Annotated in this window: 23 protein-coding genes; 18 read left to right on the top strand and 5 right to left on the bottom strand. The window is 67.0% G+C overall.

Annotation, left to right across the window (positions count from 1 at the left end; translation table 11 throughout):
* Positions 1-98: 98 nt before the first annotated feature.
* Positions 99-1,172, bottom strand: a complete 1,074-nt coding sequence (locus U5A58_RS11535; protein WP_321961554.1) for a YeiH family protein — start codon at positions 1,170-1,172, stop codon at positions 99-101.
* A 145-nt stretch (positions 1,173-1,317) separates the two neighbouring features.
* Here U5A58_RS11535 and U5A58_RS11530 point away from each other — a divergent pair, with 145 nt between their 5' ends.
* The 8 genes from U5A58_RS11530 (at position 1,318) to U5A58_RS11495 (ending at position 9,119) form a co-directional block, all read left to right on the top strand.
* Positions 1,318-2,238: a LysR family transcriptional regulator gene (locus tag U5A58_RS11530; RefSeq protein WP_321961553.1), complete on the top strand. Its 921-nt coding sequence runs from the start codon at positions 1,318-1,320 to the stop codon at positions 2,236-2,238.
* A 166-nt stretch (positions 2,239-2,404) separates the two neighbouring features.
* Complete coding sequence (locus U5A58_RS11525; RefSeq protein ID WP_321961552.1) at positions 2,405-3,211, top strand: TIM barrel protein; 807 nt, start codon at positions 2,405-2,407, stop codon at positions 3,209-3,211.
* A gap of 53 nt (positions 3,212-3,264) precedes the next feature.
* The gene (locus U5A58_RS11520; protein WP_321961551.1) at positions 3,265-4,251 is read left to right on the top strand and encodes a sugar kinase; all 987 of its coding nucleotides are present in this window, start codon (positions 3,265-3,267) and stop codon (positions 4,249-4,251) included.
* Positions 4,252-4,384: 133 nt separating this feature from the next.
* Positions 4,385-5,668 carry an MFS transporter gene (locus tag U5A58_RS11515; RefSeq protein WP_321961550.1) on the top strand — a complete coding sequence of 428 codons (1,284 nt, stop codon included), beginning with the start codon at positions 4,385-4,387 and terminating at the stop codon, positions 5,666-5,668.
* Positions 5,669-5,689: 21 nt separating this feature from the next.
* Positions 5,690-6,655: a D-glycerate dehydrogenase gene (locus U5A58_RS11510; RefSeq protein ID WP_321961549.1), complete on the top strand. Its 966-nt coding sequence runs from the start codon at positions 5,690-5,692 to the stop codon at positions 6,653-6,655.
* Positions 6,652-7,749 (top strand): substrate-binding domain-containing protein, encoded by a 1,098-nt coding sequence (locus U5A58_RS11505; RefSeq protein ID WP_321961548.1) that lies wholly within the window; start codon positions 6,652-6,654, stop codon positions 7,747-7,749. The genes U5A58_RS11510 and U5A58_RS11505 overlap by 4 nt, the downstream gene beginning before the upstream one ends.
* A gap of 161 nt (positions 7,750-7,910) precedes the next feature.
* Entirely contained in the window at positions 7,911-8,720 is an 810-nt protein-coding gene (locus U5A58_RS11500; protein WP_321961547.1) for a YhfC family intramembrane metalloprotease, read from the top strand.
* A gap of 33 nt (positions 8,721-8,753) precedes the next feature.
* The gene (locus U5A58_RS11495; RefSeq protein WP_321934823.1) at positions 8,754-9,119 is read left to right on the top strand and encodes a DUF3022 domain-containing protein; all 366 of its coding nucleotides are present in this window, start codon (positions 8,754-8,756) and stop codon (positions 9,117-9,119) included.
* A gap of 90 nt (positions 9,120-9,209) precedes the next feature.
* On the opposite strand, the gene U5A58_RS11490 is transcribed toward U5A58_RS11495, so the two are convergent.
* Positions 9,210-9,644, bottom strand: coding sequence for a PGDYG domain-containing protein (locus U5A58_RS11490; protein ID WP_321961546.1), 435 nt, complete (start codon positions 9,642-9,644; stop codon positions 9,210-9,212).
* Positions 9,645-9,820: 176 nt separating this feature from the next.
* The gene (locus tag U5A58_RS11485; protein ID WP_321961545.1) at positions 9,821-10,366 is read right to left on the bottom strand and encodes a Spy/CpxP family protein refolding chaperone; all 546 of its coding nucleotides are present in this window, start codon (positions 10,364-10,366) and stop codon (positions 9,821-9,823) included.
* A gap of 225 nt (positions 10,367-10,591) precedes the next feature.
* Between U5A58_RS11485 and U5A58_RS11480 the strand changes: the two genes are divergently transcribed.
* Complete coding sequence (locus U5A58_RS11480; RefSeq protein WP_042265707.1) at positions 10,592-11,056, top strand: Lrp/AsnC family transcriptional regulator; 465 nt, start codon at positions 10,592-10,594, stop codon at positions 11,054-11,056.
* 220 nt (positions 11,057-11,276) lie between these two features.
* A complete protein-coding gene (locus U5A58_RS11475) occupies positions 11,277-12,380 on the top strand; it encodes a saccharopine dehydrogenase family protein (RefSeq protein ID WP_321961544.1) in 1,104 nt (367 codons plus the stop codon).
* Positions 12,381-12,384: 4 nt separating this feature from the next.
* Here U5A58_RS11475 and U5A58_RS11470 read toward each other — a convergent pair whose 3' ends face one another.
* A complete protein-coding gene (locus tag U5A58_RS11470) occupies positions 12,385-12,978 on the bottom strand; it encodes an ATP-binding protein (RefSeq protein WP_321961543.1) in 594 nt (197 codons plus the stop codon).
* Positions 12,975-13,154, bottom strand: a complete 180-nt coding sequence (cydX, locus tag U5A58_RS11465) for a cytochrome bd-I oxidase subunit CydX (protein ID WP_321934820.1) — start codon at positions 13,152-13,154, stop codon at positions 12,975-12,977. The genes U5A58_RS11470 and cydX overlap by 4 nt, the downstream gene beginning before the upstream one ends.
* 144 nt (positions 13,155-13,298) lie before the next feature.
* Here cydX and U5A58_RS11460 point away from each other — a divergent pair, with 144 nt between their 5' ends.
* The 8 genes from U5A58_RS11460 to rbsK all read left to right on the top strand — a co-directional run bounded on the left by U5A58_RS11460 (position 13,299) and on the right by rbsK (position 21,384).
* Positions 13,299-13,769 (top strand): hypothetical protein, encoded by a 471-nt coding sequence (locus U5A58_RS11460; protein WP_321961542.1) that lies wholly within the window; start codon positions 13,299-13,301, stop codon positions 13,767-13,769.
* 212 nt (positions 13,770-13,981) lie between these two features.
* Complete coding sequence (corA, locus tag U5A58_RS11455; protein ID WP_321908622.1) at positions 13,982-14,959, top strand: magnesium/cobalt transporter CorA; 978 nt, start codon at positions 13,982-13,984, stop codon at positions 14,957-14,959.
* Between the two features lie 194 nt (positions 14,960-15,153).
* Complete coding sequence (locus U5A58_RS11450; RefSeq protein ID WP_321961541.1) at positions 15,154-16,116, top strand: sugar ABC transporter substrate-binding protein; 963 nt, start codon at positions 15,154-15,156, stop codon at positions 16,114-16,116.
* A gap of 68 nt (positions 16,117-16,184) precedes the next feature.
* Positions 16,185-16,376 (top strand): hypothetical protein, encoded by a 192-nt coding sequence (locus U5A58_RS11445; RefSeq protein ID WP_321961540.1) that lies wholly within the window; start codon positions 16,185-16,187, stop codon positions 16,374-16,376.
* A gap of 34 nt (positions 16,377-16,410) precedes the next feature.
* Positions 16,411-18,132, top strand: coding sequence for a sugar ABC transporter ATP-binding protein (locus U5A58_RS11440; protein WP_321961539.1), 1,722 nt, complete (start codon positions 16,411-16,413; stop codon positions 18,130-18,132).
* The gene (locus U5A58_RS11435) at positions 18,129-19,217 is read left to right on the top strand and encodes an ABC transporter permease (RefSeq protein ID WP_321961538.1); all 1,089 of its coding nucleotides are present in this window, start codon (positions 18,129-18,131) and stop codon (positions 19,215-19,217) included. Before U5A58_RS11440 ends, U5A58_RS11435 begins: the two co-directional genes overlap by 4 nt.
* Positions 19,218-19,355: 138 nt before the next feature.
* Entirely contained in the window at positions 19,356-20,393 is a 1,038-nt protein-coding gene (locus U5A58_RS11430) for a LacI family DNA-binding transcriptional regulator (protein ID WP_321908617.1), read from the top strand.
* Positions 20,394-20,442: 49 nt separating this feature from the next.
* A complete protein-coding gene (gene rbsK / locus U5A58_RS11425; protein ID WP_321961537.1) occupies positions 20,443-21,384 on the top strand; it encodes a ribokinase in 942 nt (313 codons plus the stop codon).
* The last annotated feature ends 36 nt before the right edge of the window (positions 21,385-21,420 follow it).

Here is a 21,420-nt window from a genome sequence, read left to right as displayed (position 1 = left end):
CGCAGAAACGCAAAAAGCCCCGCTGCAAGCGGGGCCGGTGGCCGGGAGCGCCGGCACACGGGGGAACGGGGCGGGGCGCGCGGCCCCTGGGCGCCGGATCATCCGAACAGGCGCTCCACGCCCCAGGTGATCGCAAGACCGCCGCCAACCAGCCACAAGTAGATGATGAAGCCGGCGGTCAGCGCCCGCGGGCCGGCCTGGCGGATTTGCGAGACACGCGTCTCGATGCCGAGCGCCGTCATCGCCATGGTCAGCGCGAACGTGTCGAGCGTGTTGACCGCATGGGTGGCCGTTTCGGGCAGTACGTGAAGCGAATTCACGATCACGAGCGCGAGGAAGCCGAGCGCGAACCAGGGCACCGCGAGCTTGCGTGCGCCGCCGTGGCCGGCATGGCCGTCGGCCAGCGCCTTGCTGCGCGCCGCACGGTTGAGCCACACGCCGAGCACGAGCAGCACGGGCACGAGCAGCATCACGCGCGTCATCTTGACGATGGTGGCGATATGCGTGGCCTCCGGGCTCACGTTGCTCGCTGCGCCCACCACCTGGGCGACTTCGTGAATCGTGCCGCCGAAGAAGAGCCCGGCGCCGAGCGTATCCAGATGCAGCCAGCCTGCCTTGTAGATCACCGGGTAGAGGAACATCGAGAGCGTGCCGAACAGCACGACGCTGCCTACCGCCATGGCGCTCTTGTGCGGCTTCGACTGCAGCGTGGATTCGAACGCGAGCACGGCGGCCGCGCCGCAGATCGCGCTGCCGGCCGCCGTGAGAATGGCGGTGTCGCGGTCGAGCTTGAGCAGCTTCATGCCAACCCAGGTGCCGATCACCAGCGTGCTCACGACGATCACGACCGATTCGACGAGCCCCGGCACACCGACCTGGGCGATCTCCTGCAGGCTCACGCGCAGCCCGAAGAACGCGACGGCAATGCGCAGCAGTTTGCGCGCGGAGAAGTTCACGCCGGCGGCCCAGCTTTCGGGCATGCCGTCGCGCAGCGCATTGCCGTAGATCGCGCCCGCGACGATGCCGACGATCAGCGGGCTCATGCCGAGCCCGGCGATGGCGGGCAGCGAAGCGATGCTGGTGACGGCTGCCGCGAAGAGCGCGACGAACAGCACGCCGTTGAGCTGCCCGCGGGTGGACGGCAACGCGTGCGCAAGACTGGGAGTAGACATGACGGCCTCTCTACCGGATGCACCGGTCGAAAAATGGGGTAGCGAACAGGTCGCTATCGAATGGCCTAATCCTAAGTTAGATATATCGATATGAAAAATCGTGATTTGTGAAGTAATATATAGGACAACACGATGGTTTTCCACGATGACCCCGGAACAACTGATAACTTTCGCGGCAGTCGCCGAGCATCTCAACATCAGCCGAGCGGCGCTGGCGCTGCATTTGTCGCAGCCGGCCGTTTCGGGCCAGCTGCGGCTGCTGCAGGAGGAGATTGGCGAGCCGCTTTATCAGCGCGACGGCCGGGGCGTGCGCCTCACGCCCACGGGCGAGCAACTTGCGGGCTACGCGGCCCGCTTGCGCGACACCTGGCGCGACGCACTGACCTACCGCGACGCGTTGCGCGGGCTCGAGCGCGGCACGCTGCGCATCGGCGCGACCACCACGCCCGCGAGCTACCGGCTGCCGTATCTGGTGGCGCAATTTCATGGGCGCTATCCGCAGGTCAAGCTCGAAACGTCGAGCGGGAATACGACGGACGTCGTGGGCATGCTCGGGGCAGTCGACATCGCGCTGATCGAAGGGCCAGTGGGCGAGCAGTTGCCGCCGGATACGGCCGTGCATCCGTGGCTCGAGGACGAAATCGTCGCCATCGTGCCGCGCGCTCACGCGCTGGCGTCGCAGTCCGACACGCAAGGGGAGTCGGCCGCGCCGATGTCGGCCATTACGGTGGAAACGCTCGCGCAGTGGCCGCTCGTTTTGCGCGAGGATGGCTCGGGCGTGCGCCAGGTGGTCGAACGGGCATTCGCGCGCGCGGGCGTGCCCATGCGCGTGGCGCTCGAGATCGCGGGCGTGGAGGGCGTGAAGGAAGCGGTGCGGGCGGGCATGGGCATCGGCTTCGTTTCGGCCATGTCGATGCGCCACGAGAACGGCGCGCTGCGGCAGATCAGCCTCGGCCCCGAACCGCTTGCGCGGCGCTTCTCGATTCTGGTGCCGCACGCGGGCGCGGCTTCGCGCGTCGCACAGCGCTTTCTGGAACTGTGTCTCGCGGACGTTCCCGGCGCGTAGTTCACCAGACACTCCCGACCCAGGGCAATCCAGAATGGCGGCCTGAGCGGCTAGCGCGCACTATCCGCCCTAATCAACCGGCGCGTAGGCGCTTTTTTTCGGGCTGGATTTGGAACCGGTTCCAAGAAAAGCGAAATGCGCGGTGGCAGGCAACAGGAAGAAGGCAATGGCGGAAGTAGCAATCGTGGCGAGCGCGTTCGGCGCGCAGGCAATCTGGCGTGACGGGCATGCGGCGTGGAGCCGGCCGGCGCGGCGCGCAGGCGCCCAGGCGTTCGAGGTGCGGCGCGAGCTGATGCACGATGCCGACGCGCAGCCCGATGCGCTGCGCGCGCTCGGAACGGCGCTTGCGGACGAAGGTTTGTGGCGCGTCTGGTCCACCCCGGACGCGCTCTATGGCGACGATGGCGCGCTCGACGAGGCCGCGCTTTCCTCCGCGCTCGCAGCGGGCCGTGCGCTTGGCGCACGCTTCGTGAAGCTGCAGCTCGGCGGTTTCGCGGGCGAGGCCTGCGCGGCGCGCCTCGCGAGTCTGCTCGAAGAATTGGGGGCGCGCACTGGCGGAACGGACGACAGGGCGCAAGCGGGCCACGGTCCTCGCGTCGTCGTCGAGAACGGTCAGCTCGAGCAGGGCGGCAAGCTCGACCAGTTCATCAGCCTTTTCAATGCGCTGCGCGACGGCGGTGCACCGGGCGTGATCGGCATGACCTTCGACATCGGCAACTGGCAATGGCCGGGCGAGCCGCCTCTGCTTGCCGCCGCCGCGCTCGCGCCGTACGTCGAATACATCCATTGCAAGGCCGTGGTGGGCGAGGGCGCACGCCGCTTCGCCGCGGCGCCGGGCGACGACGACCCGCTGTGCCGCGCCGCGCTCGCGTTGCTGCCGACACACGTGCCACGCGGCATCGAGTTTCCGTTCGATCCGGCTCGCGTGGAAGACGACGCCGCGCATTACGTCGAATGGCTCGCAGCCGCTTGAGCACACGCAGCCGGGCCGCAGACATCCCATACGATTCATCAGGAACGCATCTCATGACCGAAGCACTCGATGTCATCACCTACGGCGAAGCAATGGCGATGTTCGTCGCTACCGACCCGGGGCCGCTCGCCGAAGTCGCGCATTTCACGAAGCGCGCGGCGGGCGCGGAGCTCAATGTCGCGACCGGCCTCGCGCGCCTCGGCTTCAAGGTGGGCTGGATCAGCCGCGTGGGTGCCGATTCGTTCGGCCAGTTCGTGCGCGACGTGCTCGCGCACGAAGGCATCGACGCGCGCTGCGTGAGCACCGACACGCGCTATCCGACCGGCTTCCAGCTCAAGTCGAAGAACGACGACGGCAGCGATCCGGCGGTCGAATATTTCCGCCGCGGGTCGGCTGCGAGCAAGCTCTCGGCTTGCGACTATCAGTCCGACTATGTGCTCGGCGCGCGCCATCTGCACCTGAGCGGCGTGGCGCCTGCGATCTCCTCGTCGTCGCGCGAACTGGCTTTCAAGCTTGCACACGAAATGCGCGCTGCGGGCCGCACGATCTCGTTCGATCCGAACCTGCGCCCGACGCTCTGGGGCTCGCAAGCCGAGATGGTCGGCACGCTCAACGAGCTCGCGAGCTTTGCCGACTGGGTGCTGCCAGGCGTGGGCGAAGGCCGCGTGCTGACGGGCTCGGACGATCCTGAAGTCATCGCGCAGTTCTATCTTTCGCGCGGCGCGCGCGGCGTGATCGTGAAGCTTGGTGCAGACGGCGCGTACTACGCCACGGCCGAAGGCGAGCAAGGCCGCGTCGCGGCGCAGCGCGTGGAGCGGGTGGTCGATACCGTGGGCGCCGGCGACGGCTTCGCCGTGGGGGTGGTAAGCGCGCTGCTCGAGGGGCGTGCGCTCGCGGCGGCGGTCGCTCGCGGCAACCGCATCGGCGCGCTGGCCGTGCAGGTGATCGGCGACTCGGAAGGCTTGCCGACGCGTGCGCAACTCGACGCGCTAGAAGGTACACAACAGCAGGCGGGCGCCGCTGCCCCGGCCGCTGCATAGCCGAATCAGCGCGGATACGAACCAAGCACGAACCACGCAACGCAACGCGAACTCGCAAGCGCCGCGCCAAATGACATGAGACCAGAGGGCGGCACCACCCGGTACCAAGCCCCCCGTTCAACTGGAGACACCGATGACCTCAACCTCGCTCGCACCGCGCCGCTGGTGGGCAATCATGCCAATCGTGTTCATCACGTACAGCCTGGCCTACCTCGACCGCGCCAACTACGGCTTCGCCTCGGCGGCGGGCATCAACCGCGATCTCGGTATCAGCTCAGGGCTTTCGTCGCTGATCGGCGCGCTGTTCTTCCTCGGCTATTTCTTCTTCCAGCTGCCGGGCGCCATGTATGCCGAGCGGCGCAGCGTGCGCACGCTCGTCTTCGCGAGCCTCGTGCTGTGGGGCGGCTGCGCGGCGCTTACGGGCGTCGTCACGAACATCCCGTCGCTCATGGCGATCCGCTTCGTGCTTGGCGTGGTCGAAGCGGCCGTGATGCCCGCCATGCTCATCTTCATCAGCAACTGGTTCACGAAGTCCGAGCGCTCGCGCGCCAACACGTTCCTCATCCTCGGTAATCCGGTCACGGTGCTGTGGATGTCGGTCGTTTCAGGTTACCTCGTGCATGCGTTCGGCTGGCGTCATATGTTCATCGCGGAAGGCGTGCCGGCTGTCTTGTGGGCCGTGTGCTGGTGGTTCCTCGTGCGCGACAAGCCCGCACAGGTGAGCTGGCTCTCCGACGATGAAAAGCGCGCGCTCGACGCCGCGATGCGCGCCGAGCAGGCCGCCATCAAACCGGTGCGCAACTACGCCGAGGCGTTCCGCACGCCCGCCGTGATGCTGCTTTCCGCGCAGTACTTCTGCTGGAGCATTGGCGTGTATGGCTTCGTGCTGTGGCTGCCTTCGATCGTGAAAAATGGCTCGGCGCTCGGCATGGTCGAAACGGGCTGGCTCTCCGCGGTGCCGTATCTTGCGGCGACCATCGCGATGCTCGCCGCCTCGTGGGCCTCGGACAAGCTCGACAATCGCCGTGCGTTCGTGTGGCCGTTCCTGCTGGTTGGCGCACTGGCTTTTGCGGGCTCCTATGCGCTCGGCTCGACGCACTTCTGGATTTCGTACGCGCTGCTCGTCGTGGCCGGCGCGGCGATGTACGCGCCTTACGGCCCGTTCTTCGCGATCGTGCCGGAACTGCTGCCGAAGAACGTGGCCGGCGGCGCCATGGCGCTCATCAACAGCATGGGCGCGCTCGGTTCGTTCGTCGGCTCGTACGTGGTCGGCTATCTGAATGGCGCGACGGGCTCGCCTGCGGCATCCTATGCGTTCATGAGCGTGGCGCTCCTCGTTTCGGTGGGCCTCACGCTCGCCGTGAAGCCGCAGCGCGTCGCCGCCCGTGCTTATGCATCGCCGGCTCACGGTAAATAACCCTTCTTGTCCAGCGCACTTATGAAGCCGAAAATCGTTGTCTACAAAGCCGTGCCCGCCGATGTCGCCAACTACCTGCGCGAGCACGCCGACCTGATCGAAGTCGACGCCGACCAGCCCGGCGCGCTCGCCGCCGCGCTAAAAGACGCCGACGGCGCGATCGGCGCGAGTGTGAAGATCACGCCGGCGATGCTGGAAGGCTCGCGCGTGAAGGCGCTCTCCACGATCTCCGTGGGCTACGACCAGTTCGACGTGCCCGATCTCACGAAGCGCGGCATCGTGCTGGCCCATACGCCCGACGTGCTGACCGAATCGACGGCCGATACTGTGTTCTCGCTCATCCTCGCGAGCGCGCGCCGCGTGGTCGAACTGGCCGACTGGGTGAGGGCGGGCCACTGGAAGGGCAGCATCGGCGCGCCGCAATTCGGCGTGGAAGTGCAGGGCAAAACGCTCGGTATCGTGGGGCTCGGGCGCATTGGCGGCGCCGTTGCGCGGCGCGCGGCGCTCGGCTTCAACATGAAGGTGCTCTACACGAACCGCAGTCCGAACGAGGCGGCCGAGCGCAACTATGGCGCCCGCCGTGTCGAACTCGACGAATTGCTCGCAAGCTCGGATTTCGTCTGTCTCCAGGTGCCGCTCACCGACGCCACGCGACACCTGATCGGCGCGGAGCAACTGAAGAAGATGAAGAAGAGCGCGATTCTGATCAACGCGTCGCGCGGTGCGACGGTGGACGAGCCAGCGCTGATCGCGGCGCTCGAAGCGGGCACGATTCACGGCGCGGGTCTCGACGTGTTCGAGCGCGAGCCGATCGATCCCGCGTCGCCTCTGCTGCGTATGCCGAACGTCGTGGCGCTGCCGCACATCGGCTCGGCCACGCACGAGACGCGTCACGCAATGGCGCGCTGCGCGGCGCAGAACCTCGTCGCGGCGCTCGCCGGCACGCTCGACGTGAACGTCGTCAACCGCGAAGTGCTCGCGCGATGAATATGGCTGCGGGCGGCGCGAAGCGTTCGCACAACGGCGAAGACGCGGAAAAGGACGCCGCGGCCACGGCGCCGCGCCGCGCGACCATCAGCGACGTGGCGCGTGAAGCGGGCACGGGCAAGACCAGCATTTCGCGCTATCTGAACGGCGAGCTGAGCGTGCTGTCGCCCGACCTGCGCGCGCGCATCGAAGCGGCGATCGAGCGGCTCGACTATCGCCCCAACCAGATGGCGCGTGGCCTCAAGCGCGGCCGCAATCGCCTGCTGGGCCTCTTGCTCGCCGATCTCGCCAATCCGTATTCGGTGGAGATCCTGCAGGGCGTGGAGGAGGCATGTCACGCGCTCGGCTACATGCCGCTTATTTGCCACGCGGCGAACGAAATCGACATGGAGCGGCGCTATCTGCAACTGCTGACCACGTATCGCGTGGAAGGCGTGATCGTCAATGCACTCGGCGTGCGTGAATCGATGCTGAAGCCCGTGGCGAGCGGCGGCATTCCGGCCGTGCTGATCGACCGTACCGTCGACGGCCTCGATGCGGATATGGTCGGCCTCGACAATGCGGCAGCCGTGCGCCTTGGCACGGAGCATCTGCTAGCGCGCGGCTACGACGACATCGTGTTCGTCGTGCAGCCGTTCGAGCAGGTGAGTTCGCGGCGCGAGCGCGAAGCGGCGTTTCGCGAGTCGATGCAGGCGACGAAGGGCGCGGCGCGTGGCCTTACGCACGTGCTCGATCTGCACGACGAAGCGGCCGTGCAAGCCGCGCTCGCGGCGCTCGACGCCCATGTGGCCGAGGCGCTCGCGCGCGGGGCGCGCTGCGCGCTGTTCGCCGCCAACGCGCCGGTCGCGCTGAGCCTCGCCTTGCATCTGAAGGCGGCGCTTGGCGCGCAGTGGCAGCAGCGCGTGGCGCTCGTCGCCATCGACGATCCGGAGTGGGCCGAGCTTGCCGGCATCACCACGATCCGCCAGCCCACGCGCGCGATCGGCTATCGCGCCGTGGAGTTTCTGCACGAGCGCATCGAAGGGGCGGCACCCAAGGCCCGCGCGGCGGCGTTCGAGGGCGAGCTGGTGGTGAGGGATTCGACGCTGGGGTGACTTCGGCGCTATCTCCCCATCACGTCTTGCGGGTTGGATGAGCGCTTCAACGGCACGATTCCCAAGCCTGCGCGCAGCCGGGCCTGCGCGCAGGCGCCAATATCTGCGATCATTCGGGCTGCGGCGCGCGTACGTGCGTGCCGAACGTCATAAGGAAGCCCATGTCCGTAGCCCCGATCACGCTCGTCTGCCTTTCGCTCGCGACGCTGTTCGTCGCCGCCTTGCCCGTATCGCTCTATCGCCGGCTGCGCGTGCCATTCGCGCTCGACTGGCGCGATACGATCGCGGGCGTCGCCGTCTTCGCGTTCTTCGCGACCGTGATCGAGCGCGCCATCAACGACTACATGCTGCACGAGAACGCCGCCGCCGCGCAGGTGCTCGCCAATCCCGCTTTCTTCGTGCTGTACGGCGCGCTCATCGCGGGCGTGTGCGAGGAGGTCGGCCGCTATATCGCCATGCGGATCATCGCGCGCCGCGGCGCGCGCAAGCCCAATACGCCCGCGGACGGCGCGGCGTTCGGCTACGGCATCGGCCATGCGGGCGCGGAGGCGTGGTTCGTCGGCGTGCTCGTGCAACTGCAGTGGATCGTGTTTTCGGTGCTCGCCAATCGTGGCGATCTCGATGAGCACCTCTCCAACCTCACGATGGACTCGGTCCTGCGCGTGCATCTGATTCTCGCGAGCCTCTCTCCGCTTTTCGCGGGAGTGTTCGCGCTCGAGCGTACGGCCGCATTCGTATTTCAGATTGGGTTGTCGGTGCTGATGTGGCGCGGCGTGCGCGCGGGGTGGCGGGGGATTCTGCCGCTCGCGATCCTCGCGCACGCGCTCATCGACGTGCCTGCGGCGATGTATCAGGCGCGTCTCGCGCCGCTCGTCGTCGTGGATTCTGTGTATGCGGTGGCGGCTCTCGTGGTCGCCGTCGTGCTTTTCAGAACGTGCCGCGCTGAGCGGCGCGTTGCGCGCGCGGCGTAAGTCCGCGCGTTTCACTCCTTTTTTCTGGCGTCAATGGAAGCCTATTTGTTTGAATGTGCGAGCCCCGATTTCGACGAGCTCGCCCGCGTGATCGCCGACATCTTTCCCGAGCAGACGCGATTTGCCGAAGAGCCGAACGAGAACGGCGTGCCGCAACTGGTCGTGCACTGGGTGGCGATGCGCTTTGGCTCGAAGGCGCGCCGCATGGCGCTTACGGTCGCGATCGCGCCTGCAGCGCTCGCGCGCTATCGTGCGTTGCCGCCGCGGCTGCGTGGGCGCAGCTTTGCGGTGTTGCGAGCCTATGTGGAGGCGACGATCGAATCGCTCGAGGAACAGCACGCGAAGGGCGAAGAGGTGCCGCACGAGGTAACGATCGCGCTGGACGAAGAGTTTGCGTAAAGGACGAAGAGGACGAAGACGCGACGACTGAGCGACGACTGAGCGACGAAGGGCGGGGCGCATCGCGCCAGCTCTGCGTTGTCCTGAAGCTCAGCTGGCGAGCTTGTAGACCTTGGCGAAACGCGCGGCCTGCACGACGCCGTAGTCGCCGGGCGCGTATTGCATGACCCAGTCGCCGGCCACGCCGCTCAGGCGATCGCCGCCGGCCGAACGCACGAGCGTGAACGGCTCGTCCATACGCCTGGCGAGCACCACGACCTGGTGGTTACGATACGCGCCGGCTTCCCCGTGGGCGAGGGTGTTGCTCGCCGGCAGGTACTTCGCATCGAACCGGTCGCGAGATACGACCCAGCGGTCGCCGGTCGAACCGGTGACGATGGCGTCGCCCGGGACATAACGGTTCGGGCCTTCCAGGCTCATCAGTTCGCCGGCAGCGGCTGCGAACTCGACGCTCACGGTTTCGTCCTTGACTACGCGCTGTGCGGCAGGGTCGACGCGCAGGTCGAGTTGGGTCAGTTCAATCATGGCGGCAGCAGCGGACCTGCTTCACGAGAATCGGGTTCCAAAGAAACGACGGCCGGGCGAAACCGCCCGGCCGTCGCGCGGTCCGCAAGGGTACCCTGGATCGGGCCGCCGCGCACGCCTTGGAGCGTGGCCCATTCGACGGGTGCCCTTACTGTGCCTTTCTGCGGGACGCGGCGTTACTGCGCGGCCGGCGTGCTGGCCGCTTCGCCCTCGCCTGGTGCTGCGTCGGCGGACGGCTTCGCCTTACCCTTGTGCTTCGGCTTCATCGGCTTGCCCGACGGGCCATGCTCGCTGCCGTGGCGGAAGGTCTGGTCGGCGAGCTTCTTTTGCTCGGGCGAGAGGCTCGTGTAAAGCGGCTCGAACGCCGTGACGAGCTTTTGCATGTCGTCGGCGTGGGCCTGCGAGATTTGCGCGTACTGCTTCATGTCATCGAGCGCGTTGCGCGTGCTCTCGCCTTCCATGCGCTGCTTGTAGAGGCCGGCCATGGTCTGGCCGTTGCTGCGCATGACATCGGCGAACGTCTTCCATTGCGGCTCTTGCTCGGGCGTGATCTTGAGCTGCGTATGCAGCCACGTGATGCGCTCCTCGACACGCTGCTGATGCTGCGCGGCGCGCACGTCGGCGCTCGATGCGGCCGAGGCTGCGGCGGCCGGAGCGGCGCTTTGTGCAAATGCGCCGCTCATCGAGAGCGTGGCGGCAAGGATGACGAAAGCTTTCTTCATTGTGACTCCTTGAATCATGTCGTAGCGGGTAGCACGGCCAGATCGGCTGCAGCCGTTATTAGTACCACGTTCTCGCTACACGACGGCCCGGCTGCGACACTTGCTTACAAACGAAACGCGTGGAAATACCCGTCGCGCATGGCTTGCACGCCGCGACCGCCGCTCGGCCGGCGAGCCGCGCGCGATAATGACGCCGTTCAGACCTCTCGAAGAGACCACCGCCCGATGAGACCTCCGCGCCTCGATCAACTCGACGACCTCGACCGCAGCCTCGTTGCGCTGCTGCAGGAAAACGCGCGCGAAAGTGTCGCGAATCTCGCACGGCGCCTGGGCGTCGCGCGTACCACGGTGCTTGCACGCATCGAGCGTCTTGAGCGCACGCAAGTGATTGCCGGCTACGGCGTGCGTCTCGGCCAGGACGTGCTCGACGCGAGCTTGCAGGCGTGGGTCGGGCTCATCATCGCGCCGCGCCACGGGCCCGATGTGCAAAAGCGCCTCGGCAAGATGCCCGAAGTGCAGTTGCTGTGCGCGGTGAGCGGCGAGTACGACTACGTGGCGTGGCTGCGCGCCGATTCGCCCGACCGCCTCAACGACCTGCTCGATCAGATCGGCGGCATCCCGGGCGTGGAGCGCACGACCACCTCCATCGTGCTCGCACGCAAGGTCGATCGCGGCTCCGTGACGGGCTGAGTGACGGGCGAAATGCGGCCCAAACGGGAGGCTGGACGACGGGGTTTGCCGCATCGAAATTGACCGTTTTCGTCATTTCGACGAGATGCATCGTCATAATGACGAAAACCACGGTCTAAACGCATCGTTTTGTGTCTATGAACCGTTTTTGTCTCTCCCTAGACTGTGTTTGAGCGGGCGCTGCCCATCCCCAAGCATAGAAAACCAAAGGAGATGACATATGAAAGTTGCGATTGCAGGCGCCGGCCTGATCGGCCACACCATTGCCCACATGCTGCGCGAGAGCGGCGACTACGAAGTGGCTGCCTTCGACCGCGATGCGAAGGCGCTCGAACCGCTCGCCGCGCAGGGCATTCCCACCGCGCGTGTCGATTCCGGTGACGCTGCCGCGCTGCGCGGCGCGCTCGAAGGCTACGACGTGCTCGTCAACGCGCTGCCGTATTACCTGGCGGTGAACGTCGCCTCGGCGGCCAAGGGCGCGGGCGTCCATTACTTCGATCTGACCGAGGACGTGCGCGCGACCCACGCGATCCGCGCGCTGGCCGAGGGCTCGGATCATGTCTTCATGCCGCAATGCGGTCTCGCGCCCGGCTTCATCGGCATTGCGGCGCATGCGCTCGCGAGCCGCTTCACCGAGATCCGCGACGTCAAGATGCGCGTGGGCGCGCTGCCGCAGTTCCCCACCAACGCGCTCAAGTACAACCTCACCTGGAGCGTGGACGGCCTCATCAACGAGTATTGCCAGCCGTGCGAAGCGATCCGCGATAGCCGCACGCAGTGGGTGCAGCCGCTCGAAGGCCTCGAGCATTTCTCGCTCGACGGCGTGGAGTACGAAGCCTTCAATACCTCCGGCGGTTTGGGCACGCTTTGCGAAACGCTTTCGGGCAAAGTCGAATCGCTCGACTACAAGTCGGTACGCTATCCGGGGCATCGCGCGCTCATGCAGTTCCTGCTCGAAGACCTGCGTCTTTCGAGCGACCGCGACACGCTCAAGTCGATCATGCGGCGCTCGGTGCCCGCCACGGAGCAGGACGTCGTGCTCATCTTCATGACCGTCACCGGCATGCGCGACGGCAAGCTCGTTCAGGAAGTGTTCACGCGCAAGATCTTCGCGAAGACGGTGTGCGGCGTGCCCATGAGCGCGATCCAGATCACCACGGCCGGCGCCATGTGTGCGGTGCTCGACCTGTTCCGCGAGCAGCGTCTGCCGCAAGCCGGGTTCGTGCGCCAGGAGCAGGTGTCGCTTCAGCAGTTCCTTGCGAACCGCTTTGGTCAGGTGTACGAAGGCGCGACGCTCGACAGCCGCGCGAAGGTGGCGGCCTGAGGTCTCAGGCCGATGCCGTAGCCGACACGACGCGCTGTAGCAACGCGTCGTAGTCGGCCGCAGCGGGCGCGGTGTTGTCGAAGAGGAGCAGGCCGTCGAGTTGCTCGCCCGACGGCATGAAACGCCGCTGCCGGTATTCGTCCCAATGAGCGAGCTTATAGGCATCGATGGGATGGGCGCGCGCGACGATGCGCGCGTGCGCCGTTTCCTCGCTCGTATGTACCCACACCACGGTGAGCCCCACATCCGGACCGACGGCAAGCCACGCGCGGTCGAACAGCTTGCGCTCGCGCACTTCGCGCGACAGCGGGCCGACCACGAGCACATTCACGCCAAGCTCGAGGTTTTCGCGGGCGGTGTCGATGAGCCCGCGGTACTCGGGTTCGCGAAAATGCTGCAGGAAGAGCGGGCTGTCGCGATCGTTCGGGTCGTGCGTGAGCGCACCCATCGCGGCGGCGCTATAGCCGCCGTAGAGCGTATCTTTGTCCAGCAGGCAGAAGGGTTCACCAGTCTCGCGAGCGAGCGGGGCGAATAGCCGTTTGGCGAGCGATGTTTTGCCGGCGCCGGCGTGGCCACAGAAGAACACCAGTCTTGTCACGGGCGGCGTGCCTCGCCGCGTGTAGTGCCGGCGTCTGCCGGCGGGGTCTTTTCCGGGCCGTCCTGTTCGGAGCCGTGCCCGTTCAGGAATCTACCGTTGGCGTCGAGCCACATCACGTTGATGATGCCAAAGCCGAGCGCAACGCCAATGCCGAGGATCCACGAGAAGTACCACATGGCCGCTGCCTCCTCTTTGTGCAGGTTGCGAGCGCTGCCGCGCATTCCCCGAAGCATATAACATCGATGATCGATCTGGCGCCCGTACGTATATGATGGGCGCGAACCAGAAGCCTCGCCTCGTAAAACAAGGGGGAAGCGCCTATGCCGCAGATACCGCCGCGCAGGTCGATTGCGAGCATCGCCGCCACCGGCGCGTTGGTAACCGTTTTGGTAACCGCGTTAGTAACCGTGTTCGCGCTCGGCGGCTGCGCCGAGGAGCCGGCGCCGCCTGTGCCATTCAAGCCCGTGCCGGCCGAGCGCATTCTGAAGCCGGGCTACACCGAGCCCGGCGAGGGCCTCGTGGCCGTGGACGTGCGCCGCGAGCGCACCCGCAACGTCATCGTCAAATTTCGCGATGCACCCGTCTATATCGACGGCGAGCGCGTCACCGACCTGATGGACGGCGAGCACGTCACGTTCTACCTGAAACCGGGCGTGCACCGCATTGCCGTGACGACGCAGTTCGATCCCGTGATCGAGCTGCGCTTCCTCGTGGACCCGCGTTACACCAACCGCGCGAGCGTCACATTCGACAAGAATGACCGTATCGGCATCCGCCGCGTCGCGCAGTAGGCCGGGCGCCGCCAGCTAGTCCGCCGCCGCCGCACAGCGGGCACGGGCAGTGCTGTCACGCGGCAGTTCGGCTCGCGAAACCAGCGTGTAACTCAGGCGAGCCGCTCGGGAACCTCGTCCAGACGCCGCCGGTCAACGGAACGCCTTACACTTGGCAACCGGTGCAACTCGAAGCGGCGCGGGCGCGACCCGCCGCGCGGAAGAAAAGAAACATGCTAATCAACTGCGTCGCGTATCAAGGCGGCAAAAAACTGGCCGACGTCTCCGTCGAGGCCATCAGCGACTATCTGGCGAAGCCCGAGTGTTTCGTGTGGGTCGCGCTCAAGGACCCCGACGCGGGTGAAATGGCGGCGATGAAGGAGGAGTTCGGCCTCCATGCGCTCGCCATCGAAGACGTGATGAACGGCAACCAGCGGCCGAAGATCGAGGAATACGGCGACACGCTTTTTTGCGTGCTCCACACGCTCGAGCTCGACGACGACGGCGAAGTCATCACCGGGCAGGTGAACGTATTCGCCGGCCCCAATTTCGTGCTCTCGGTGCGCCACCGGGCGCAGCAGGGCTTCACCGACGTGCGCGCGCGCTGCGAGCGCGAGCCCGACCTGCTGCGCGAAGGCTCGGGCTTCGTGCTCTACGCGCTCATGGACAGCGTGGTCGACCGCTACGCGCCGGTGCTCGAAAGGCTCGCTGCCGAAATCGAGGAACTGGAGGACCGTATCTTCGAGAAGCACGATCTCGCGGGCTCGCGGGCAATCATCGAAGATCTCTATTCGCTCAAGCGCCGCCTCGTGATCCTCGCGCATCACGTCACGCCGCTCGTGGATGCCGTCGGCAAGCTCGTGGGCGGCCGCATCCCGCAAATCTGCGCGGGCATGCAAGCGTATTACCGCGACGTGTACGACCACCTCGTGCGCGTGTCGAACATGATCGACGCGCGCCGCGAAATGATCGTCACGGCCATCCAGGTGAACCTCGGCATGATCTCGCTCGCGGAAAACGAAGTCACGAAGCGGCTCGGCTCGTTCGCCGCGCTGTTCGCGGTGCCGACAATGATTGCGGGTATCTATGGGATGAACTTCGAGCATATTCCCGAGCTACATTTCAGGTTCGGCTACCAGATCTGTCTTGGCGCCATGCTCGTGCTCGACATCTTCCTGTTTTTCCTGTTTCGCCGTATTAACTGGCTCTAAGGTCGGGCGGGTGAGCTTCGGGTTGCTGCGCTGCCGCATCGATACCCGGAGCAGGTGCCTCAGTTTGGTGCCTGAGTTTGCCACCTGAGTTGACATCGTTCAGCGCCTGCGCCGAGAATGGGCCGGCAGAAAACGTTTGCGCATAACCAGAAAGCAGGGCCCAGCCGGGCCCGACAAACCGGAGACTCCCTGAAATGAACTCCCGCATTCGCCGCCGCATCCTCCTCGCCGCCAGCGCGCTCGCCACCACCGCCGTGACAGGCACCTTGCCGCTTGCCGCGCGCGCGCAGGCGCCTCACAAGCCGAAGGTCGCGCTCGTCATGAAGTCGCTCGCCAACGAGTTCTTCCTCACCATGGAGACCGGCGCGAAGGAGTACCAGAAGCACAACGCCTCCGAGTTCGATCTCATCACCAACGGCATCAAGAACGAGACCGACACCGCCGCGCAAATCCAGATCGTCGAGCAGATGATCGTCTCGAAGGTCGATGCCATCGTGCTCGCGCCCGCCGACTCCAAGGCGCTCGTGCCGGTCGTGAAGAAGGCCGTGGACGCGGGCATCATCGTCGTGAACATCGACAACAAGCTCGACGCCGACGTGCTCAAGTCCAAGGACCTGAACGTGCCGTTCGTCGGGCCGGACAACCGCAAGGGCGCACGCCTCGTGGGCGACTACCTCGCCAAGCGCCTGAAGTCGGGCGACCAGGTGGGCATCGTCGAGGGCGTTTCCACCACGACCAACGCGCAGCAGCGCACCGCGGGCTTCAAGGACGCGATGGAGGCCGTGGGCGCGAAGATCGTCTCGACGCAGTCGGGCGAGTGGGAGATCGACAAGGGCAACGCCGTGGCCTCCGCCATGCTCAACGAATACCCTGACATCAAGGCGCTCCTGTGCGGCAACGACAACATGGCGATCGGCGCCGTGTCGGCCGTGCGCGCGGCGGGCAAGCAGGGCAAGGTGTACGTGGTCGGCTACGACAACATCGACGCCATCAAGCCGATGCTCAAGGACGGCCGCGTGCTCGCCACCGCCGACCAGTACGCGGCCAAGCAGGCCGTGTTCGGCATCGACACCGCCTTGAAGGCGCTCAAGGAGCACAAGAAGCAGTCGGATCTGTCGGGCATCGTCGAAACGCCCGTGGTGCTCGTCACGAAGTAGGCTGCGCGACGCCTGCCGTGGCCGGCGAGGGCGCCGATTCGCGCCGATGCGCGCCGCCACGGCGGTATTTGTTCACCGAACTCAATAAACGCTCAAGAATCTCGCCGGGCGGCCGTTATTTGTACCGGGATGGCCGCATGGGCGGCCGTCCTTTGCCGGGTGCCGAATCGCTGCCCGGCGCGCCGGCCGGCGCCGCTCTACCGGAGCGCGCCGCGGCGGCGCGGACCCGCAGTATCCGGGTGGCGCTCCTCACCGGTTGAACCCGGCGGCGCGGCTCGCGACTACAGGATCGTGATGGATGCAAATGTCCCCGACGTAGCGTCACCCGCGCCCGCCGTGCTTACGGTCACGGGCGTCGGGAAGACCTACGAGCAGCCGGTGCTCGCCGACGTCAGCCTTGCGCTGCACGCCGGCGAAGTGCTTGCGCTCACGGGGGAAAACGGCGCGGGCAAGAGCACGCTCTCGAAGATCGTGAGCGGACTAACGGCGCCGAGCGCGGGCAGCATGACGCTGATGGGCCGGCCCTACGCCCCGGCGAGTCGCCGCGAAGCCGAGGCGCTCGGCGTGCGCATGGTCATGCAGGAGCTGAACCTGCTGCCCACGCTCACCGTCGCAGAGAATCTTTTTCTGGACCGCCTGCCGCAGTCGGGGCCGCTGCGGTTCGGCTGGATCGACCGCAAGCGGCTGCGTGACGACGCGCGGGCCGCGATGGCGCAGGTCGGGCTCGAGGCGATCGATCCCGATACGCCGGTGGGGGAGCTTGGCATCGGGCATCAGCAGCTCGTGGAGATCGCGCGCAACCTGATCGGCAGCGCCGATGGTGCCAGTGGTGCCGATGGTGCTCATCGCAGCGACATGCGCGTGCTGATCCTCGACGAGCCCACGGCCATGCTCACGGCTCGCGAAGTCGAACTGCTGTTCGAGCAGATCGCACGGCTGAAGGCGCGCGGCGTGGCGCTGGTCTACATCTCGCACCGGCTCGAAGAGCTCGAGCGCATTGCACAGCGCGTCGCGGTGCTGCGCGACGGCAAGCTCGTGCGCGTGGACGCCATGGCGAACCTCACGCCCGAGCGCATCGTCGCGCTGATGGTGGGCCGCGAGCTTGGCGAGCGCATCGATCTGGGGCAGCGGCGCATCGGTGCGCCGCTTTTGAAGGTCGAAGGGCTCACGCGTGCGAGGGCCGTGCGCGACGTATCGTTCGAGGTGCGCGCAGGCGAGATTTTCGGCGTTTCGGGGTTGATCGGCGCAGGCAGGACAGAGCTGATGCGGCTCATCTACGGCGCCGACCGCATGGAGCGCGGCACGGTGGCGCTGGCGCCCACGCCGGGCGCAACGCCAGCGCCGGTGCAGATCGCCTCTCCCGCCGACGCGGTACGGCTTGGCATCGCGCTCATCACCGAGGACCGCAAGGGCGAAGGGCTGCTGCTGCCGCAGCCGCTCGCCGCCAACGTGACGCTTGGCAACGTGGGTGCGGTGTCGCGCTACGGTGTGGTGGACGCGGAGCGCGAGAACACACTCGCGCGCACGCAGATCGACGCACTGCGCATTCGCACGTCCGGGCCGGCACAGCCGGTGGGCGAGCTTTCGGGCGGCAACCAGCAGAAGGTCGTGATCGGCCGCTGGCTCGCGCGCGACATCACGCAGTCGATGCGCGTCGTGCTGTTCGACGAGCCTACGCGCGGGATCGACGTCGGTGCGAAGTTCGACATCTACGCGCTGATGGGCGCGCTCGCGCGCGAAGGCCGCGCGCTCGTGGTGGTGTCGAGCGACCTGCGCGAGCTGATGCTGATCTGCGATCGCATCGGCGTGATGTCGGCGGGGAAGATGACGGCGATCTACGGGCGCGATGAATGGAGTCAGGACAAGTTGCTGGCCGCCGCCTTCGCGGGACTGCGCGCCGAGGATGCGCTCGTTGCCGACGCGGCCGATCTGCCCGACATGGGTGATGTGCCGCCACACGCAGGAACGCGCAAGCCGCAGGAACGAAACGACGACCCACGAGGGAGCGCTTCATGACGAACGACCCGTTGCGCGGGCAACCGTCGCCTCAGGGCGACGAAAACGTCGGGGGAACCCGTTCGGCCAAAATCGCGCCGGCCGCCGCGCCTGAGTCGGCGCCGCATGCGGTGCAGGCGAGCGGCAAGCCCGCGGGTACGCGCTTTGGCTTTTCGAACTACCTGGGCCTCGCGCTCGCGCTGATCGCGATGGTCGTGTTGTTCTCGCTGTTGAGTTCGCACTTCCTCACGTACGATACGTTCAGCACGATCGCGAACCAGATTCCCGATCTCGTGGTGATGGCCGTGGGCATGACCTTGGTGCTGATCATCGCGGGCATCGATCTTTCGGTGGGCTCGGTGCTCGCGCTCGGCGCTTCGGTGGTGAGCGTGGCGTCGCTCAAGTGGGGTTGGGGCGCGCTGCCGGCGGCGCTGCTCGGGCTGGTCGCCGCGGCGGCTACGGGCACGCTCACCGGCGCGGTGACGGTGGGCTGGCGCATCCCGTCGTTCATCGTCTCGCTCGGCGTGCTCGAGGCGGCGCGCGGGCTGGCGTATCAGATGACGAATTCGCGCACGGCGTATATCGGCGACGCGTTCGACTTTCTCTCGAACCCGATTGCATTCGGCATTTCGCCGGCGTTCCTGATCGCGGTGGCGGTGATGGTGATCGCGCAACTGACGCTGACGCGCACGGTGTTCGGACGCTATCTGATTGGTATCGGTACCAACGAGGAAGCGGTGCGCCTGGCGGGCGTCGATCCGCGGCCGTACAAGGTGATCGTGTTCGCGTTGATGGGCGCGCTATCGGGCCTCGCGGCGCTCTTTCAGATCTCGCGCCTCGAAGCCGCCGATCCGAACGCGGGTGTCGGGCTGGAGCTGCAGGTGATCGCGGCCGTGGTGATCGGCGGCACGAGCCTGATGGGCGGGCGCGGCTCGGTCATCAGCACGTTCTTCGGCGTGCTGATCATCTCGGTGCTGGCCGCGGGGCTCGCGCAGATCGGCGCGAACGAGCCCACCAAGCGCATCATCACCGGCGCGGTGATCGTGGTGGCGGTCGTGCTCGACACGTACCGCAGCAGGCGAAGTCGTAGAAGCAGCAGGACATAACAATTTCTTCGAGGGCGCGGTCCGCAACGCAGCGCGGGCCGGCGGAAATGACCGGGCAGGCGTCGCCAGACCATACCAACAACGGGCGCGCAGAGAGCCGGCAGCAACAGGCAGCGAAAAAGCAGGAGCAACATAAAGATGGCGACGATCAAGGATGTGGCCGCCGTGGCGGGGGTATCTTTCACGACGGTGTCGCATGTGGTGAACAATTCGCGTCCGGTGTCGGCGGACGTGCGGGCCAAGGTCGAGCGCGCGATCCGCGACCTGAACTACGTGCCGTCGGCGGTGGCTCGCTCGCTCAAGGCGCGCGCCACGGCGACCGTGGGGCTGCTCGTGCCGAACGGCACGAACCCATACTTCGCCGAGCTAGCGCGCGGCGTCGAGGACGCCTGCGCGCGCAAGGGCTACTGCGTGTTCTTCTGCAACTCCGACGACGACCCGGACAAGCAGCGCAGCTATCTGCGCGTGCTGCAGGAAAAGCGCATCGACGGGCTCATCGTCGCCTCGGCCGGTGACGACGCCGTGCTCGCTTCGACGCTCGCCGACACCCGCGAGCCAATCGTCGTCATCGACCGCAACATCGAGGGGCTCGACGCCGATCTCGTGCAGATCGACCACGAGCGCGGCGCCTGGATCGCCACGCGCCATCTGCTCGAACTCGGGCACTCGCGCATCGGCTGCATCACCGGGCCGGTCACGACCGCGGTGAGCGCGATGCGCATGCACGGCTTCCTGCGCGCCATGTCGGAGCGCGGCGTGGAGATCGCGCCCGGTGCGATCGTCGAAGCCGACTTTTCCGGTGCGGGCGGTTACCGCGCGGCGGCACAACTGTTCGACAGCGTGCGGCCGACCGCGATCTTCGCCGGCAACGACATGATGGGCATCGGCGCCTTGCGCGCGGCCGCCGAGCGCGGGTTGCGCGTGCCGGGCGACTGTTCGATCATCGGCTTCGACGATATCGAGCTTGGCAACTTCACGTGGCCCGCGCTTTCGACCGTCGGGCAGCCGGCGCGCGCGCTCGGCGACATGGCGGCGCTCACGCTGATCGAGCGCATTGCGAGCACGCGCGAGGAAGGCGCGACGGCGCGCCGCCGCGTGATGCCGCCCACGCTTTTCGCCCGCGAATCGACGGGGCCTTGGGTCGGCGCAGAGGAATACGCGCCGCTCGCGGCCTGAGGCAGGGCAGCCGCACCCAAGGCGCGCAAGCCGCCATCAAGGAGGCATCGTGACGACTGACGCAGCAAAGCCGACCGGCGCGCGCGCTCGCGTGGCCGTGGTCGGCAGCCTGAACATGGATCTCGTCGCGCGTGCGCCGCGTCTGCCGGCTCCCGGCGAGACGCTCGCGGGCAGTGCGTTTGCGCAGGTCGCGGGCGGCAAGGGCGGCAATCAGGCGGTGGCCGCGGCGCGCCTCGGCGCCCAGGTGGCCATGGTCGGGCGCGTAGGCGCCGACAGCAACGGCGAAGTCCTGCGCGCGGGCCTGGCGGCGGAGGGGATCGACTGCGGCGCGCTCGAAACGTCGCCTGGTGCGCCAACCGGCGTGGCGCTGATCACGGTCGACGACGCGAGCCAGAACGCCATCGTCATCGTGGCGGGCAGCAACGGCGAAGTCACGCCAGAGACGATCGCGCGACACGAGGCCGTGCTCGCGCAGGCCGACGTCGTGGTCTGCCAGCTCGAAACGCCCCCGGACGCCGTGGCGGCCGCGCTCGCCGCCGCACGTCGGCTCGGCAAGATCGCCATCCTCAACCCAGCGCCCGCTACGGGGCCGCTGCCCGCGCAGTGGCTTGCGCTCATCGACTACCTCGTGCCGAACGAGCTTGAGGCTGCGGCGCTCACCGGCTTGCCCGCGAGCACCCCCGAAGCCGCCGCGCGCGCGGCGTCGGCGCTGCACGAGGCGGGCGCGCGCAACGTGCTGGTGACGCTCGGGGCGCAGGGCGTATGCGCGCTGCTAGAAGGCGCGGCGCCAGTTCATTTGCCCGCGCCGCGCGTAGATGCCGTCGATACGACGGCGGCCGGCGACACCTTCATCGGCGCATTGGCCGCGCGCCTTGCCGCGAGCGCGCCCGCGCTCGAAGCCATTGCGTTCGCGCTGCGCGCGGCGTCGGTTTCCGTCACGCGCGCGGGCGCACAACCTTCCATTCCGACGCTCGCCGAACTCGCCGGCTGAGCGAATTTGCGCGTCTGGCAGACCTGGCCGGCCCAA

This window comes from Paraburkholderia sp. J7 (assembly GCF_905220155.1).
Taxonomy (GTDB): domain Bacteria; phylum Pseudomonadota; class Gammaproteobacteria; order Burkholderiales; family Burkholderiaceae; genus Paraburkholderia.
Note: the sequence above shows the minus strand (reverse complement) of the source record. Positions and strands in the feature narration are given on the sequence as shown.